General features: G+C 58.6%; 17 protein-coding genes. 4 read left to right on the plus strand and 13 right to left on the minus strand.

The genetic code is table 11. From position 1 onward, the window contains the following. Positions 1-60 precede the first annotated feature (60 nt). Positions 61-369 (plus strand): YhbY family RNA-binding protein, encoded by a 309-nt coding sequence (locus tag ACCC96_RS15920; RefSeq protein WP_007900503.1) that lies wholly within the window; start codon positions 61-63, stop codon positions 367-369. 9 nt (positions 370-378) lie between these two features. Here ACCC96_RS15920 and ACCC96_RS15925 read toward each other — a convergent pair whose 3' ends face one another. The 8 genes from ACCC96_RS15925 to grpE all read right to left on the minus strand — a co-directional run bounded on the left by ACCC96_RS15925 (position 379) and on the right by grpE (position 10,843). After that, positions 379-783, minus strand: a complete 405-nt coding sequence (locus ACCC96_RS15925) for a hypothetical protein (RefSeq protein ID WP_007933533.1) — start codon at positions 781-783, stop codon at positions 379-381. Positions 784-811: 28 nt separating this feature from the next. Beyond that, entirely contained in the window at positions 812-1,288 is a 477-nt protein-coding gene (gene greA, locus ACCC96_RS15930; RefSeq protein WP_019651075.1) for a transcription elongation factor GreA, read from the minus strand. Next, positions 1,285-4,506: a carbamoyl-phosphate synthase large subunit gene (carB, locus tag ACCC96_RS15935; protein ID WP_019651074.1), complete on the minus strand. Its 3,222-nt coding sequence runs from the start codon at positions 4,504-4,506 to the stop codon at positions 1,285-1,287. Before carB ends, greA begins: the two co-directional genes overlap by 4 nt. A gap of 117 nt (positions 4,507-4,623) precedes the next feature. Beyond that, the gene (gene carA / locus ACCC96_RS15940; RefSeq protein WP_019651073.1) at positions 4,624-5,760 is read right to left on the minus strand and encodes a glutamine-hydrolyzing carbamoyl-phosphate synthase small subunit; all 1,137 of its coding nucleotides are present in this window, start codon (positions 5,758-5,760) and stop codon (positions 4,624-4,626) included. 259 nt (positions 5,761-6,019) lie between these two features. After that, positions 6,020-6,826, minus strand: a complete 807-nt coding sequence (gene dapB / locus ACCC96_RS15945) for a 4-hydroxy-tetrahydrodipicolinate reductase (RefSeq protein ID WP_413696269.1) — start codon at positions 6,824-6,826, stop codon at positions 6,020-6,022. Between the two features lie 9 nt (positions 6,827-6,835). Further along, the gene (gene dnaJ / locus ACCC96_RS15950; RefSeq protein ID WP_019651071.1) at positions 6,836-7,960 is read right to left on the minus strand and encodes a molecular chaperone DnaJ; all 1,125 of its coding nucleotides are present in this window, start codon (positions 7,958-7,960) and stop codon (positions 6,836-6,838) included. 297 nt (positions 7,961-8,257) lie between these two features. Continuing rightward, entirely contained in the window at positions 8,258-10,174 is a 1,917-nt protein-coding gene (gene dnaK / locus ACCC96_RS15955; RefSeq protein WP_413696270.1) for a molecular chaperone DnaK, read from the minus strand. A gap of 102 nt (positions 10,175-10,276) precedes the next feature. Then, a complete protein-coding gene (gene grpE, locus ACCC96_RS15960) occupies positions 10,277-10,843 on the minus strand; it encodes a nucleotide exchange factor GrpE (RefSeq protein ID WP_413696271.1) in 567 nt (188 codons plus the stop codon). A gap of 241 nt (positions 10,844-11,084) precedes the next feature. Between grpE and recN the strand changes: the two genes are divergently transcribed. Beyond that, a complete protein-coding gene (gene recN, locus ACCC96_RS15965; RefSeq protein ID WP_018929474.1) occupies positions 11,085-12,758 on the plus strand; it encodes a DNA repair protein RecN in 1,674 nt (557 codons plus the stop codon). Positions 12,759-12,833: 75 nt separating this feature from the next. On the opposite strand, the gene fur is transcribed toward recN, so the two are convergent. Beyond that, positions 12,834-13,238, minus strand: coding sequence for a ferric iron uptake transcriptional regulator (gene fur, locus ACCC96_RS15970; RefSeq protein WP_003197684.1), 405 nt, complete (start codon positions 13,236-13,238; stop codon positions 12,834-12,836). Between the two features lie 97 nt (positions 13,239-13,335). Between fur and ACCC96_RS15975 the strand changes: the two genes are divergently transcribed. Continuing rightward, a complete protein-coding gene (locus tag ACCC96_RS15975; RefSeq protein ID WP_018929473.1) occupies positions 13,336-13,863 on the plus strand; it encodes an outer membrane protein assembly factor BamE in 528 nt (175 codons plus the stop codon). Between the two features lie 61 nt (positions 13,864-13,924). Here ACCC96_RS15975 and ACCC96_RS15980 read toward each other — a convergent pair whose 3' ends face one another. Genes ACCC96_RS15980 through ACCC96_RS15990 form a run of 3 tightly spaced genes read right to left on the minus strand, consistent with a single transcriptional unit; the run spans position 13,925 to position 16,077 of the window. Then, a complete protein-coding gene (locus tag ACCC96_RS15980) occupies positions 13,925-14,239 on the minus strand; it encodes an RnfH family protein (RefSeq protein ID WP_413696272.1) in 315 nt (104 codons plus the stop codon). Continuing rightward, positions 14,232-14,666 carry a type II toxin-antitoxin system RatA family toxin gene (locus tag ACCC96_RS15985; protein WP_007933502.1) on the minus strand — a complete coding sequence of 145 codons (435 nt, stop codon included), beginning with the start codon at positions 14,664-14,666 and terminating at the stop codon, positions 14,232-14,234. The genes ACCC96_RS15980 and ACCC96_RS15985 overlap by 8 nt, the downstream gene beginning before the upstream one ends. Before the next feature lie 7 nt (positions 14,667-14,673). Further along, complete coding sequence (locus tag ACCC96_RS15990) at positions 14,674-16,077, minus strand: sodium-dependent transporter (RefSeq protein WP_413696273.1); 1,404 nt, start codon at positions 16,075-16,077, stop codon at positions 14,674-14,676. A 118-nt stretch (positions 16,078-16,195) separates the two neighbouring features. Between ACCC96_RS15990 and smpB the strand changes: the two genes are divergently transcribed. Then, positions 16,196-16,678, plus strand: coding sequence for an SsrA-binding protein SmpB (gene smpB / locus ACCC96_RS15995; RefSeq protein ID WP_018929470.1), 483 nt, complete (start codon positions 16,196-16,198; stop codon positions 16,676-16,678). Between the two features lie 138 nt (positions 16,679-16,816). On the opposite strand, the gene ACCC96_RS16000 is transcribed toward smpB, so the two are convergent. Then, positions 16,817-17,584 (minus strand): FCD domain-containing protein, encoded by a 768-nt coding sequence (locus ACCC96_RS16000; protein ID WP_018929469.1) that lies wholly within the window; start codon positions 17,582-17,584, stop codon positions 16,817-16,819. Positions 17,585-17,637: the final 53 nt, after the last annotated feature.

The following is a 17,637-nucleotide window of genomic DNA, read 5'->3' on the forward strand; positions in this document are numbered from 1 at the left end:
CCACGAGCCCTCGGGTAAAATGGCCGCCATTTTACAGAATCCAGACGAAAGGGTCAGATTATGCCGCTCACTCAAGAGCAGAAGAAACAGTACAAGTCCATTGGCCACCATCTGAAACCAGTTTTGATTGTGGCTGACAACGGCTTGACTGAAGGCGTGTTAGCCGAACTTGAACGCGCTTTGGCGGATCACGAGCTGATCAAAATCAAGCTCAACATCCTCGATCGCGAATCGCGCCTGGCAGCCATTGCAGAACTCTGCAAGGCCGGCAAAGCCGATCTGGTTCAGGTCATCGGCAAGATGGCGCTGATTTACCGCAAGAACTTCAGCGTCAACAAGCAGCTGTCGAACGTCCATCGCTTCAAGTGATGACAAGGGTCAAGGGTGTGCTTCGCGCACCCTGACACTCCATCCAGGCACCGGCTGCATGACCAGCACCAGCCCGGAAAAGCCCAGAACAAGATAGCTGAACAACTGCCAATGCAGCGCCTGCGGCCAACCGAAGCGTACTGCGAAATACATCGCGCACCCATACAGCGCCATCAGCAGCAGTTGCCCGCGAATATCCCGCCATAGACTGGCAAGGCCCTCGGCCTGTACCAGCACCAAAGCCTGAAAAATCACACTCGCTGTGGCGAATCCCACCATCAGCGTATTCAGCGCACCTGCAATTTCGTCGATCAGCAGCGGCGCCAGGCCTATTTGCCCCAGCACCGGCAGCAGACCGATGTGCAACAACCACAAGCCGCCAACCCAGAGCATCTGGGTCAGCTGCCAAAGCATGGCACCCGCACGTAGCGGGCGCCTTCTTTCAGATGTGGCGAACTTCGACAATCTCATACTCGATAACGCCACCCGGCGTTTTGACCGCCACCACATCACCCTCTTCCTTGGCGATCAAGGCACGGGCAAGTGGCGAACCGACGGAGATCTTGCCGAGTTTGAAGTCAGCCTCATCCTCACCCACGATATGGTAAGTGACGCGCTCATCCGTCTCGACGTTGGCGATTTCAACGGTGGTGCCGAAAATCACTTTGCCGGTATGAGGAATGGTCGTGACATCGATGATGACCTGATTCTGAATCCGGCCTTCGATGTCACGAATCCGCGCCTCGACCATCCCCTGCTGCTCGCGAGCAGCGTGGTATTCGGCGTTTTCCTTCAAGTCACCCAACTCGCGGGCCGTACCGATGTCCTGACTGAGTTTCGGACGAACGACCTTGGTCAGATGAGCGTGTTCTTCTTCCAGGGCTTTAGCGCCCTTGACGGTCATTGGGTATTTGATCATGCCTTCAATCCTGCGTGTAGATCCTGCAAGCGGCGCACGGTCTTCTCGGGACCGAACTTCAGCGCTTCGCAGATAGCTTCGCCAGCAGCAATAGTAGTGGTGCAGTAGATCTTGTGCTGCAAGGCATTACGACGAATGGAGTAGGAATCAGCGATCGACTGACGACCTTCAGTGGTGTTGATGATCAGAGTGACCTCGTCATTCTTGATCATGTCGACCACGTGCGGACGACCCTCGGTTACCTTGTTCACACGACGCACTTTCAGGCCTGCGGCTTCGATCAGCTTGGCAGTACCGGCAGTGGCAACCACTTCGAAGCCCAAGTTGATCAGATCACGGGCCACGCCTGCAACCAGTGGCTTGTCATCGTCACGCACGCTGATGAACGCGGTACCGCCGGTCGGCAGCACTTCACTGGCGCCCATCTGGGCTTTGGCAAAGGCTTCACCGAAGGTGTCGCCCACGCCCATCACTTCACCGGTGGACTTCATCTCTGGGCCCAGGATCGGGTCCACGCCAGGGAATTTGGCGAATGGGAACACCGCCTCTTTCACGCTGTAGAAGTTCGGAATGATTTCTTTGGTGAAACCGATTTCCTTCAGGGTTTTACCGGCCATCACGCGAGCCGCAATCATCGCCAGGGACACACCGATGCACTTGGAGACGAACGGTACGGTACGGGATGCGCGCGGGTTGACTTCGATGACGTAGATGTCTTCGCCTTGCAGCGCCAACTGAACGTTCATCAGGCCGACCACGCCCAGTTCCAGGGCCATTTTCTTGACCTGTTCGCGCATCTCGTCCTGGATATGTGCAGGCAGCGAATACGGCGGCAGGGAGCATGCGGAGTCACCAGAGTGAACGCCGGCCTGCTCGATGTGCTGCATGATTGCGCCGATCACCACGTCGGTGCCGTCGCAGACCGCATCCACGTCCATTTCGATCGCGCAGTTGAGGAAGTGGTCCAGCAGCACCGGGCTGTCATTGGACACTTGAACCGCTTCACGCAGGTAGCGCTTGAGTTCTTCTTCTTCGTAAACGATTTCCATCGCACGGCCGCCCAGTACGTAGGATGGACGAACCACCAGCGGGTAACCGATCTTGGCGGCGGCGCGAATCGCTTCGTCTTCGCTGCGCACGGTGGCGTTAGGCGGCTGACGCAGGTTCAGACGCTCAACCATCTGCTGGAAGCGCTCACGGTCTTCGGCGCGGTCGATGGCGTCAGGGCTGGTGCCGATGATCGGCACGCCGGCGGCTTCCAGGGCACGGGCCAGTTTCAGCGGGGTCTGACCGCCGTACTGAACGATCACGCCTTTTGGCTTCTCGACGCGGACGATTTCCAGCACGTCTTCCAGGGTCACTGGTTCGAAGTACAGACGATCGGAGGTGTCGTAGTCGGTGGAAACGGTTTCCGGGTTGCAGTTGACCATGATGGTCTCGTACCCGTCATCGCGCAGGGCCAGTGCTGCGTGTACGCAGCAATAGTCGAACTCGATGCCCTGACCGATGCGGTTTGGACCACCGCCGAGGATCATGATCTTGTCGCGACCCGACGGCGCGGCTTCGCACTCTTCCTCGTAAGTCGAGTACAGGTACGCGGTGTCGGTGGCGAACTCGGCGGCGCAGGTGTCGACGCGCTTGTAGACCGGGAACACTTCCAGCTTGTGACGATGGGTACGCAGGTTCTTCTCGGTGACGCCCAGCAGCTTGGCCAGACGCTGATCGGAGAAGCCTTTACGCTTGAGGCGGAACATCAGGTCGCGGTCGATAGCGGACAGACCCAGGGTCTTGACCTTCTCTTCTTCCTTGATCAGATCTTCGATCTGCACCAGGAACCACGGGTCGATCATGTTCATGCCGAAGATATCTTCGACCGACAGGCCCGCGCGGAACGCGTCAGCCACGTACCAGATACGCTCGGCACCCGGCACGGTCAGTTCGCGCTTGAGGATGCTCATGCTTTCCGGGTTGCTCAGGTCGAGCTTCTCGTCCAGACCGCAAACACCCACTTCCAGCCCGCGCAGAGCTTTCTGCAGGGATTCCTGGAAGGTCCGGCCGATGGCCATGACTTCACCGACCGACTTCATTTGAGTGGTCAGGCGTGCGTCGGCTTTCGGGAATTTCTCGAAGGCAAAGCGTGGCAGTTTGGTGACGACGTAGTCGATGGACGGCTCGAAGGACGCCGGGGTCTTGCCGCCGGTGATGTCGTTCGACAGTTCGTCGAGGGTGTAACCCACGGCCAGTTTCGCCGCGACCTTGGCGATCGGGAAACCGGTGGCTTTCGATGCCAGGGCCGAGGAGCGGGATACCCGCGGGTTCATCTCGATGACCACCATGCGACCAGTGTTCGGGCAGATGCCGAACTGGACGTTGGAGCCGCCGGTTTCCACGCCGATCTCGCGCAGTACCGCCAGGGAGGCGTTACGCAGGATCTGGTATTCCTTGTCGGTCAGGGTCTGTGCAGGTGCGACCGTGATCGAGTCACCGGTGTGCACGCCCATCGGGTCGAAGTTTTCGATGGAGCAGACGATGATGCAGTTGTCCTTTTTATCGCGGACAACTTCCATCTCGTATTCTTTCCAGCCGATCAGCGATTCGTCGATCAGCAGCTCTTTGGTCGGCGACAGATCCAGACCGCGGGCGCAGATTTCTTCGAACTCTTCACGGTTGTAAGCGATGCCGCCACCGGTGCCGCCCATGGTGAAGGACGGACGAATGATGCACGGGAAGCCCAGGCGATCGAGAACCGCGTTAGCCTCTTCCATGCTATGGGCGATACCCGAACGCGGGCAGTCCAGACCGATGGATTTCATCGCCTTGTCGAAGCGCGAACGGTCTTCAGCCTTGTCGATGGTGTCAGCGTTGGCGCCGATCATCTCTACGCCGAACTTCTCCAGAACGCCTTCGCGCTCCAGGTCCAGGGCGCAGTTCAGGGCGGTCTGGCCACCCATGGTCGGCAGCAGCGCGTCCGGACGCTCTTTCTCGATGATCTTGGCAACGGTCTGCCACTTGATCGGTTCGATGTAGGTGGCGTCGGCCATGGCCGGGTCGGTCATGATGGTCGCCGGGTTGGAGTTCACCAGGATGACGCGGTAACCCTCCTCGCGCAGGGCTTTACAGGCCTGGGCGCCGGAGTAGTCGAATTCGCAGGCCTGGCCGATCACGATCGGGCCAGCGCCGAGAATCAGGATGCTTTTAATGTCTGTACGTTTTGGCATGGGTTGTCACTCAAATCCGCAGGTCAGTCGGCAAGCCGTCTTGTTCAATCTCTGAAGCCTTGAGGGGGCCGCCGGTTTCGGGACCGCCCTCAGGCTTAGCTACATCAGGGCGAGCGATTAGCGTCGCTTGGCCATTTCGTTGATGAAGCGATCAAACAGTGGCGCTACGTCGTTCGGGCCAGGGCTGGCTTCAGGGTGACCCTGGAAGCTGAAGGCGCTCTTGTCGGTACGCTCGATGCCTTGCAGGGTGCCGTCGAACAGCGATTTGTGGATCGCCCGAACGTTGCCTGGCAGGGTCGCTTCGTCTACCGCAAAACCGTGGTTCTGGCTGGTGATCATCACCACACCGCTGTCCAGATCCTGGACCGGGTGGTTGGCACCGTGGTGGCCGTGGCCCATTTTCAGGGTCTTGGCACCGGAGGCCAGAGCCAGCAGTTGGTGGCCGAGGCAGATACCGAATACCGGGATCTCGGTTTCCAGCACGTCTTTAATGGCCTGGATCGCGTAGTCGCATGGCTCAGGGTCACCTGGGCCGTTGGACAGGAACACGCCGTCCGGCTTCAGAGCCAGAACGTCAGCCGCCGGCGTTTGAGCTGGCACCACAGTCACGCGGCAACCGCGCTCGACCAGCATGCGCAGGATGTTCAGCTTGACGCCGTAGTCGTAGGCAACCACGTGGTATGGCAGATCGGAAGCGTCGATGGTCGCGTGGCTGTCGGTCTTCAAGTCCCAGACAGTCGAGCGCCACTCGTACTTCTCTTTGGTGCTGACGACTTTCGCCAGGTCCATGCCTTTGAGGCCAGGGAAGCCCTGGGCAGCGGCGATGGCGGCGGCTTCGGAAATGTTGTCACCGGCCATGATGCAGCCGTTCTGCGCGCCTTTCTCACGCAGGATGCGTGTCAGGCGGCGGGTGTCGATACCAGCGATAGCCACGACGTTGTTGGCTTTCAGGTAGTCGGACAGAGACATCGTGTTGCGCCAGTTGCTCGCAACCAGTGGCAGGTCACGGATGACCAGGCCAGCGGACCAGACGCGATCGGACTCGGCGTCTTCCGGCGTGGTGCCGGTGTTGCCGATGTGCGGGTAAGTCAGGGTAACGATCTGTTGGGCGTAGGAAGGATCGGTAAGGATTTCCTGATAGCCGGTCATTGCGGTGTTGAACACCACCTCACCAACGGTTTGACCGTCGGCTCCAATGGCTTCGCCGCGAAAAATGCTGCCATCAGCAAGGGCGAGTATGGCTGGCTTAGTCAAGAAGACCTCCCGTAAATAAAGCCTGAAAGGGCGATCGCAGGTTGTAAAAAAGCGGAGTGACGTATGGACACGTCACCCCGCTTCTTCATCGAATTATTCTGCGCGCTTTTAGTGGACACACTAAAGCTGTAGCTTACAGAAAAAGGCATTTTTGGTCTACCGCCAATGAGCCCTAAAGGCCGGAGAATGCGACAGGACGTCGCTTGGCGGTTTAAAACCGGGCTCAAAGGCTATGTTTGAACCCGGTTTCGGCTGCATCTTAACGCAGGTCGAGCACGTCTTGCATGTCATAGAGGCCTGGCTCACGACCGTCCAACCACAAAGCCGCACGTACCGCGCCCTTGGCGAAGGTCATGCGACTGGATGCCTTGTGCGTGATTTCCAGTCGCTCGCCCTCACAGGCGAACAGCACCGTGTGATCACCGACCACATCACCACCACGAACAGTGGCAAAGCCGATCGTTTCACGCTCGCGCGCACCGGTGTGACCTTCACGCCCATAGACCGCAACCTTCTGCAGATCACGATCCAGCGCACTGGCGATTACTTCGCCCATGCGCAGCGCCGTACCTGAAGGGGCATCGATCTTGTGCCGGTGATGAGCCTCGATGATTTCGATATCCGCATCATCACCCAGCACGCGCGCAGCCATGTCGAGCAGCTTCAGCGACAGGTTTACACCGACACTGAAATTGGCCGCGAACACGATAGGAATATCCTTGCCCGCCTCGGCCAGCAACTGCTTCTGCGCGGCGTCCAATCCTGTCGTGCCGATCACCATGGCTTTGCCCGCCTTGCGGCAGAAAGCCAGGTTTTTCAGCATGACTTCCGGGAGCGTAAAGTCGATCAGCACGTCGAACTCATCAGCCACCGAATCCAGACTACCGGACAGCGGCACACCAATACGCCCCAACGAGGCCAGCTCACCGGCATCCACGCCAATCAGCGTACTGCCGGGGCGCACGATGGCGGCGGTCAGACCGGTCAGCGGCGCGCGCTGCTGCACCGCCTCGATCAAAATCTTGCCCATGCGGCCGGCGGCACCCATCACAGCTATACGTCGCATGTTCACTCCTTACAAATCGCCGAAGAAGCGCTTCACGCCTTCGAACCAACCAGTGGTTTTCGGCGAATGACTGTTGTCGTCCGCCAAAGAACTGCGGAACTCTTCCAGCAATTCGCGCTGGCGACGACCCAGATTGACCGGGGTTTCGACCGCCACACGGCACATCAGGTCGCCAGCGCCGCCGCCACGAACCGGCGCAACGCCTTTGCCGCGAACACGGAACTGCTTGCCGGTCTGAGTCCCCTCAGGGATCTTCAGCTTGACCCGACCATCGAGGGTTGGAATCTCCAGCTCGCCGCCCAACGCTGCGTCGACGAAGCTGATCGGCACTTCGCAGAACAGGTGTTTGCCGTCACGCTGGAAGATCGCGTGCTCACGCACATTGATCACCACGTACAGGTCGCCGGTCGGACCACCCTGCGCGCCTGCTTCGCCTTCGCCGGACAGACGAATACGGTCACCGGTATCGACACCGGCCGGCACTTTGACGGAAAGCGTCTTGTACTCTTCGACACGACCTTCGCCGTGGCAGGAATCGCACGGATCGGAAATGATCTTGCCCTGGCCATGGCAACGCGGGCAGGTCTGCTGCACCGAGAAGAAGCCTTGCTGCATGCGTACCTGACCGATACCGCCGCACGTCGGACAGGTGACCGGCGAGGAGCCTTTCTTGGCACCCGAGCCGTCACACGGCTTGCAGTTGACCAGTGTCGGAACACGGATATTCACGGTTGTGCCGCGCACCGCTTCTTCCAGGTTCAACTCCAGCGTGTAACGCAGGTCGCTGCCGCGCTGCGCGCCGCCACGGGAGCCGCCGCGACCGCCACCGAAGAAGTCACTGAAGACATCGCCAAAGATGTCGGAGAAGTTCTGGCCACCAAAACCGGCACCGCCGCCACCCATGCTCGGGTCGACACCGGCATGACCGTATTGGTCATAGGCCGCGCGCTTGCTGGAATCGGACAGCACTTCGTAGGCCTCGTTGGCCTCCTTGAACATCTCTTCCGATGCTTTGTCATCGGGATTACGGTCCGGGTGGTGCTTCATCGCCAGGCGGCGGTAGGCCTTTTTCAGGTCTGCTTCGCTTGAGCCACGCTCAACACCCAATACTTCGTAATAGTCACGCTTTGCCATAAGTCTTTGCACTCTTAAGGACGTTCGACAAACCTCTCCTGAGCCTCGCCGAACTCGTTGAGCCCCAATACAGGCCCGGACCCAACTCACGTCAATTCAACGATCCTGGTCTTTGATTCAATGCGGTACTTTCGGCTCGAAAAGCAGGAGCATTCCCGGCCATACCACCAACATCCGAGCGTTGTCGCATGCTGTAAAAATTCGCTTACTCCAGACACGCCAACGCGGGAGCAAGCTCCCGCGCGGCGACATCCTACCAGTCACCGCCTTAAGGCAGTCAACCGGGCGACCAACAACTTACTTGTGGTCTTTGACTTCTTCGAACTCGGCATCGACAACGTCGTCCGCTTTTTCAGCTTTTTCGTCGTGCGGTGCCGCGCCTTCAGCTGGCTGAGCCTGATCGGCGTACATCTTCTGAGCCACTGGCGCGGAGACCTTGGACAGCTCTTCAACCTTGGCTTCGATAGCAGCCTTGTCGTCGCCCTTAACAGCGGCTTCCAGGGCAACTACTGCCGCTTCGATTGCAGTCTTCTCTTCAGCGCTCACTTTGTCGCCAGCATCAGCGATCATTTTGCGAGTCGAGTGAACCAGTGCGTCGCCCTGGTTACGAGCGCTCGCCAGCTCTTCGAACTTGCGGTCTTCTTCAGCATTCAGTTCAGCGTCGCGAACCATCTGCTGAATTTCGTCCTCGGACAGACCGGAGTTGGCCTTGATCACGATCGACTGAGTCTTGCCGGTAGCCTTGTCTTTGGCGCCTACGTGCAGAATGCCGTTGGCGTCGATATCGAAGGTCACTTCGATTTGTGGCACGCCACGTGGAGCCGGTGGAATCTCGGCCAGGTCGAACTTGCCCAGGGACTTGTTCTGTGCGGCTTGCTTACGCTCACCTTGCAGCACGTGAATGGTCACGGCGCCCTGATTGTCGTCGGCAGTCGAGAACACTTGCGATTTCTTGGTAGGGATCGTGGTGTTTTTCTCGATCAGCGCGGTCATCACGCCGCCCATGGTTTCGATACCCAGGGTCAGCGGGCTGACGTCGAGCAGCAGAACGTCTTTCACGTCACCAGCCAATACCGCGCCCTGGATAGCAGCACCCATGGCAACAGCTTCGTCAGGGTTGACGTCTTTACGCGCTTCTTTACCGAAGAAATCGGTCACCAGCTTCTGAACCAGTGGCATACGGGTCTGACCGCCGACCAGGATCACGTCGTTGATCGAACCAACGTCGATACCGGCGTCTTTCATCGCGATGCGGCAAGGTTCGATGGTGCGCTGAACCAGGTCTTCCACCAGCGCTTCGAGCTTGGCGCGGGAGATTTTCACGTTCAAGTGCTTAGGACCGGTAGCGTCTGCAGTGATGTACGGCAGGTTCACGTCGGTCGACTGGCTCGAGGACAGTTCGATCTTGGCTTTCTCAGCGGCTTCTTTCAGGCGCTGCATCGCCAGCGGGTCACCTTTAAGGTTCATGCCGCTTTCTTTCTTGAATTCGTCGACGAGGTAGTCGATCAGACGGATGTCAAAGTCTTCACCGCCCAGGAAGGTGTCACCGTTGGTGGCCAACACTTCGAACTGGTGCTCGCCATCGACTTCAGCGATCTCGATCACGGAAACGTCGAAAGTACCGCCACCCAGGTCGTAAACGATCACGGTGTGATCGCCTTTCGCCTTGTCCATACCGTAGGCCAGTGCGGCTGCGGTTGGTTCGTTGATGATACGTTTTACGTCCAGGCCCGCGATGCGGCCGGCGTCTTTGGTAGCTTGACGCTGGCTGTCGTTGAAGTAGGCCGGAACGGTGATTACCGCTTCGGTCACAGGCTCGCCGAGGTAGTCTTCGGCGGTCTTCTTCATTTTCTTCAGGATTTCAGCCGAGATTTGTGGCGGAGCCATTTTCTGGCCGTTCACTTCAACCCAGGCGTCGCTGTTGTCAGCCTTGACGATCTTGTAAGGAACCATCTGGATGTCTTTCTGTACGACTTCTTCGTCGAAACGACGACCGATCAGACGCTTCACCGCGTACAGGGTGTTATGCGGATTGGTCACTGCCTGACGCTTGGCCGACTGGCCAACCAGGATTTCGCCATCGTTGGCATAAGCGATGATCGACGGCGTGGTACGCGCGCCTTCAGCGTTTTCAATAACTTTGGCTTTGCCGTTTTCCAGCACGGAGACGCAGGAGTTGGTAGTCCCCAGGTCGATACCGATAATTTTGCCCATGTTCACTCTCCCGAAACTTTGGATTTGGATGCCGCAGTAGTGGTGGCTGACTGCGGTAGCACTTAAACGCTTGACTTCTAAATGGGGGCCTTGCGGCTAATTTCAAGCCTGCTCGTCAATCGAAGGCGAAACCGGTGCAGGTGCCTTGCTGACCACGACCATGGCCGGGCGCAGCAGGCGACCGTGGAGCTGATAGCCCTTCTGAAACACTTTGAGCACGCTGTTTGGCTCGACGTCGGCGCTTTCCTGCATGGCCATTGCCTGATGATGCGAAGCATTGAAGGGTTCGCCTTCAGGATCGATGGCTTCCAGGTGATAGCGCTTCAGGGTGTCCTGGAACATTTTCAGGGTCAGCTCGATCCCTTCGCGCATCGGACGAATGTTTTCGTCGTCAGGGCTGGACAGCTCCAGGCCGCGCTCCAGGCTGTCGATGATCGGCAGCAGGTCGCCTGCGAATTTTTCCAGGGCGAACTTGTGAGCCTTCTCAACGTCCTGCTCAGCACGACGGCGGACGTTCTGCAGATCGGCGGCTACACGCAAAGCCTGATCCTGCGCACCAGCCAATTGCTCTTCGAGCACTTGTACACGAGCCGCCAGGTCTTCACCCGAAGCCTCGGGGGCCTGATTGGCGTCTAGATTTTGCGTATCCACTGTCTGTTCGTCAGCCATAGATTTCTCCTTCCAATATCGTCCGCGAGCTCAACTCGCGCTTCTGCCCCGGTATATGGGGCCGCAAAATTCAGCTTCAAGGGCTGTTTGATGATTAACCCTACAAAAAACAACTGCTTTGTCATTCCCAGGCGCGCTAAGGATTTCTTTCAATCAAGCAAATCGACCTAAGAAGGGGCATTGTCAGCCAGAAACAAAACACTGTATAAATAACCAGACCTAAAGCCTGGGAGCGGCCTTTATGCTGGTGCACCTGTCCGTACACAACTACGCCATCGTTGAACATCTCGATCTCGAACTCGATCGCGGGATGAGCGTGATCACAGGGGAAACCGGCGCCGGCAAGTCGATCATGCTCGACGCCCTCGGTCTGACCCTGGGTGATCGCGCCGACAGCGGCGTGGTCCGCCCGGGGGCTGACAAGGCCGACATCCTGGCCACCTTCGACCTGATCGACATCCCTGAAGCCAGCGCCTGGCTGGCCGAGCGCGACCTCGAGAACGATGGCCCGTGCATCCTGCGTCGCGTGATCACCGCCGAAGGGCGTTCGCGCGGCTATATCAACGGCACCCCCTGCCCTCTCGGCGACCTGAAGGCCCTGGGCGAGTTGCTGATCGATATCCACAGCCAGCACGAACACCAATCCCTGCTCAAAACCGATACCCACCGCCGCCTGCTCGACGAGTACGCTGGCGCCACGGACCTTGCCCGCCAGGTGCAACTGGCCGCCCAACGCTGGCGCCAAACCCGCCAGGAGCTGGAACGTCTCTCCAACTCCGGCGACGAACAGCGCGCTCGCCATCAGTTGCTCAGCTATCAACTCGAAGAACTGGAAAACCTCGGCCTCGGCGAAAGCGAGCTGGAGCAACTGGAGCAGGAACACAAGAACCTGACCAACGCCGAAACCCTGCTGGGCATTTGTCGGCAAGTGGTCGAACAATGCAGCGAAAGTGATTCCGGCAATGTATTGAACGCACTGACCGCCAGCCTCAATCGCCTATCGAGCGTGAACAATTCGATCGGCGCCCTGGGTGAAGCCAGCAACCTGCTGACCAGCGCGCAGATTCAGGTTGAAGAAGCGGTGGGCGAATTGAACCGTTTCCTCGACAATTTCGACGCTGACCCGGCACGCCTTCAATACCTGGAAGAACGCCTCGATGCGATCTACACCCTGGCGCGCAAACACCGCATCCAGCCGACCGAAGTCGCCGAGATGCAACAGAAGCTACTCGACGAAATCGAAACCCTGAATGCCAACGATGAATCCATCGAGCGACTGGGCGATGAGCTGGCCTCCTACGCCCGTCATTATCAGGAGAAGGCTCGGGAATTGAGCGACCTGCGCCATCAAGCGTCGAGCAGCCTGGCCAGCGCCGTGGAACAGGAAATCCAGCGCCTGGGCATGCCCGGCGGCCGCTTCACCATCGAACTGCGCCCCAACAGCAGCGACGAACTGCTGCCCAACGGGCTCGAACAAGTGGAACTGCTGGTGAGCGCCAACCCGGGGCAACCGTTGAAAGCCCTGGCAAAAGTGGCATCGGGGGGCGAACTATCGCGCATCAGCCTGGCGATTCAGGTGATCACCGCACAGACCTCCCGCGTACCGACGCTGGTGTTCGACGAAGTGGACGTAGGCATTGGCGGCCCGACCGCCGAGATTGTCGGCCAGTTGCTGCGACGCCTCGGGGAGCGCGGACAGGTTCTGACCGTGACTCACTTGCCGCAAGTGGCAGCGCAAGGGCATCAACATCTATTTGTGCACAAGGTCCGCGGTGAAGACGCCACGCACACGGCCGTCTCCAAGCTGAGCAAGAATGATCGTGTCGAAGAAGTGGCACGGATGCTGGGCGGCATCGACCTCACCAAGGAGTCCCTGGCTCACGCGAAGAAAATGGTCGTTACCGCAAAAATCTAAGGACGGCAGAAAGCACGAAGGCGACCCTGAGGTCGCCTTCGTTCGTTTCGCGAACCTTGCGTTCGCGCGACATGCTTACTTTTTCTTGCGCACGTACAGTACAAGATTGTGATCGACCATCTCGAAGCCATACTTGTCGACGATTGCTTTCTGCAGCCGCTCGATTTCTTCGTCGAAGAACTCGATCACTTCGCTGGTTTCGACGTTGACCATATGGTCGTGATGCTTGCCGTCGTCCAGCTCGAAGACCGCATGGCCTCCGTCGAAGTTGTGCCGCACCACAAGGCCAGCTGCCTCGAACTGGGTCAGAACACGGTAAACCGTGGCCAGACCGACGTCCTCACCAGCCTCCATCAGTGCCTTGTAGACGTCCTCGGCACTCATGTGGCGTTGCTCGGCGGAATCGAGCATTTGCAGAATTTTGACCCGTGGAAGGGTCACTTTGAGGCCGGCTTTGCGTAGTTCGCTATTTTCAACCATGGTCAGCTTTCTCGCGATGCTGCTTCGCAGCTTCTCTTAATGCGGGTATGATCGGCGTTTACGTTGTCCCAGCCAAGATAGTGGAAGTCGCCCACCGATGCAAAACACCAAGCTCTTGCTAACCAGTTTCACCTTTGTGGGACTGCTCGCACTCGCCGGTTGTTCATTCCCCGGGGTTTACAAAATCGACATCCAGCAGGGCAATGTCGTCACGCAGGACATGATAGACCAGTTACGCCCGGGAATGACCCGTCGGCAAGTACGGTTTATCATGGGCAACCCTCTGTTGACTGACACGTTCCACGCCGATCGCTGGGATTACTTGTATAGCCTGCAACCGGGTGGCGGTGAACGCCAACAGGAACGCATCAGCGTTATCTTCAACCCGAATGACCAACTTGTCAGCCTCTCTGGCGATTTCATGCCAGGCGTGAGCCGCGACGAGGCCATTCTCGGCAAGGACAGCGGCACTACCGTGACCGCGCCGGCAGGAAACGCCGAGAAGCCGAAGCCAGAAAAACCGGTCAAGCCAGGCTCGTTGCTGGACCAGATCCAGAAGGACGTGGACAACGTAGAAACTGTCCCGGTCCCGACTCCAGAACCGCTGGAAACCTCGCCGCAATAATTTGCGACGCAATAAAAAACCCGGCATGTCCGGGTTTTTTATTGTCTGGCGTTTAATCGAATCACTGATTCCGGGCTTTGGCCTCGGCCGCTTTGGCTGCACGTAACCGCCGAACTTCTTTTGGATCGGCGAGCAACGGCCGGTAAACCTCGATGCGATCCCCTTCCTGAACCTGGCGAGTGGCCGGATCAGCGATCACCTTGCCAAAGATCCCGACCGGACAACTGGCCAGATCCAGCTCCGGGAATTCGCTATTCAGGCCCGATTTGAACAACGCATTCCGCACCGTCGCGCCCACCGGCACCGTTACGCTCAGCAGCACCTGACGATCAACGACGGCATACACCACCTCGACCTTGATCACGGCCTCAACCATGCATTTGCTTCGCGCGCTGGCAGAACGCGTCCATCAACGTATTCGCCGCCTGATTAAACAAAGGCCCCAACGTCGCACGCACCAGCGGCCCCGAGTAGTCGAACGACAGGTCCAGACTGATCTTGCAGGCCTTCTCGCCCAACGGTTTAAACACCCAGACGCCGTGCAACTGGCTGAACGGACCTTCCTCGAGGTTCATTTCGATCGAACGCCCGGGCACCAGGGTATTACGCGTTACGAAATGCTGACTAAGCCCACCCTTGGCCACGCCGACGCTGGCGCGCATGAACTCAGGGGAGCTTTCCAGAATTTCGGTCGATGAGCACCACGGCAGGAATTCCGGATAGCGGGCCACGTCGTTGACCAGGTCGTAAAGCGCTTGCGCCGGATACGGCAGCAGGGCCGAACGTTGAATATGTGTCGTCATGTCAGCGTTACTTCCACAGCTGGGCGGCAAACACTACAAGAATGCCGATGGGCGCCACATAGCGCATCAAAAACAGGGACAGGGCGAACATTACCGGGCTACGGATCGACAACTCGTCGCGCACCGCTTCACGCCCCATCACCCAGCCCGCAAACACCACGAAACACAAACCACCGAGTGGCAGCATGATCCGTGAGGTGAAGAAGTCGATCACACCAAAGAAGTCCAGGCCACCGGCGGCTCCCCATTGGTAGAGATGGAACATCCCGCCTTCGTTCACGAAAAACTTGGCTTGCTTCCAGATATTGAAAGAAAACACGGTACCCAGGCCGACGAACCAGCAGGTGAATGCCAGCCAGAAGGTGACCCAGGCGCGGCTGATTTTCGTGCGCTCAACCAGGTAAGCCACCATCGGTTCGAGCAGGGAAATCGCCGAACTCCAGGCCGCAATCGCCACCAGTACGAAGAACACTACGCCCATCAACTGGCCGAACGCTACGTTACCGAAGGCAAATGGCAGGCTGACGAACATCAGGCCGGGGCCTTCGCTCGGGTTCAGGCCAGCAGCGAACACAATCGGAAACAATGCCAGACCGGCCAACAGCGAAACGAAGGTGTCGAGCAACGCTACACCGACGACGGTTCCGGAAATCGACGAGTGCTTCGGCATGTAGGCGCCGTAGATCATGATCGAGCCGACACCCACGCTCAGAGAGAAGAACGCGTGCCCCATGGCCGGCAGCAAGCCATCAAGCACCTTGTCCGGATGGAAGTCGAACATGAAATGCACGCCCTCCATGAAGTGGCCGGTGGTCATGCTGTAACCCAGCAGGACAATCACCATCACGAACAGCAGCGGCATCATGATCCGCAGGCTGCGCTCCAGCCCGGCAACCACACCCCTGGCGATCACCACTGCCGACAACAGCATGAAAATCGTGTGCCAAAGTGTCAGGCGCCATGGGTCAGCGATCACATTACCGAAGTATGCGCCGACCTGATCAGCCGTCACGCCCCGAAAGTCGCCACGGCCCATGTCGATGATGTAATCCAGCGACCAACCGCCAACCACACTATAGAAAGACAGAATCAGCAACGCCGTGATCATCCCGGCAAAGGCGCCCCAGGACCACTTCGCCGAATGCCCCGCGTCCAGCGCCAGGACCTTCAAGGCATTGGCCGGGCTCTGCCGCGCGCGCCGGCCGATCAGGGTTTCGGCCAGCATGACGGGCATACCGATCAGCGCGATACAGGCCAGGAACATCAGCACGAAGGCCCCGCCGCCATAGACGCCAACCATATAAGGGAATTTCCAGATACTCCCCAAACCCACGGCCGAACCGGTCGCGGCGAGTATGAAGACCCAGCGGCTAGCCCAACTGCCGTGGACAGAAACCTTGTCTGTCGACATCGTTATCACGCCCAAGCGTTCAAAAAAGAGGCCGCATTGTCCGGGATTCAATCAACCTGCTCAAGCACGTAGCGTCACCGTAGCCGACTCGCGCGCAACTCCCTATAATGCCGCCCCTATGGCTAAACAGAAGAAACACCCAACAGGGACCATCGCGCAAAATAAAAAGGCGCGACACGATTACTTCATCGAACATCGGTTCGAGGCTGGTCTGGTCCTGGCCGGCTGGGAAGTAAAAAGTCTGCGGGCAAGCAAGCTGCAACTGGTTGACAGTTACGTACTGCTCAAAGATGGCGAAGCCTGGCTGCTCGGCAGCCACATTACGCCTCTGACGACGGCCAGCACCCACGTTATCGCTGATCCGACCCGCACCCGAAAATTGCTGCTCAATCGGCGCGAGCTGGAGAAGCTGGCCGCTGCCGTGCAGCAGAAAGGTTACGCCTGCGTATGCCTGTCCTGGTACTGGAGCAAGCACATGGTCAAGTGCGAGATTGCTCTGGGCAAGGGCAAGAAGGAGTACGACAAGCGTGATACCGAACGCGAACGCGACGCCGGCCGTGAATTGCAGCGTGCGGTGCGGAACAAGGGCAAGGAAGATTAATTTTCCTGCCTGATCGCGGCTTTTGTGGCGAGGGAGCTTGCTCCCGCTCGGCTGCGAAGCAGTCGTAAACAATCTGCCCACAATGCTGGCCGGGGGGCCGCTTCGCGCCCCAGCGGGAGCAAGCTCCCTCGCCACACACTACATCCCCTTGCGTCGCTCCGCCCGAGCCATGCGCTGCACTTCCTGACGCACCTCTTCCAGCACTTCCTGCACATACAAAATGTGCCGACTGGACACTTCTCGCGCCTCTTCCGCCCGCCCCTCAATAATCGCCTGGTACAACTCTCGGTGCTGCGCAATCAGCATGTCACGGGTTTCGACGCGCTGTTTGTACATGCCGCCAATGTTGGTCACCACGTTGCGCTTGAGCAGGTCGAACAGTCCGCGAATGGTGTGCAGCAACACTGCGTTATGACTGGCCTCGGCGATCGCCAAGTGAAAATTTGCATCCGCCGCGCCCTCTTCCGCCCGGCTCACTTCGTCGTGGCGCGAATAGCAGTCCTGCAATTCGTCAAACGCCGCCGTCAACCGCTCGCGATCGACGTCGGTGGCGCGCAATGCTGCGTAGTAAGCACAGGACGCTTCCAGGGTATGGCGAAACTCCAGCAAATCGCGCTGGGCCTCGGGGTTGCTTTCCAGCAGATGCAGCAGTGGATCGCTGAACGTCGAGCCCAGGGATTCCACCACATAATTGCCGCCGCCCTGACGACTGACCAGCAGCCCTTTGGCCACCAGTTTCTGAATCGCCTCACGCAACGAAGGGCGTGACACGCCGAACTGCTCGGCCAACGCACGCTCTGCCGGCAGGCGTTCGCCAGCCTTCAAGGTGCCCTCGAGAATCATCCCCTCGAGTTGCTCGACAATATCGTCAGACAAACGGCGTTGCCGAATCTGATCAAACCCCATCACTCAATTCTCCACGATCCCGGCGGCTCGCCGGGCTCTCTATTCTGGCCTAT

It is taken from the genome of Pseudomonas sp. Pseusp11 (assembly GCF_047304405.1).
Taxonomy (GTDB): Bacteria; Pseudomonadota; Gammaproteobacteria; order Pseudomonadales; family Pseudomonadaceae; genus Aquipseudomonas.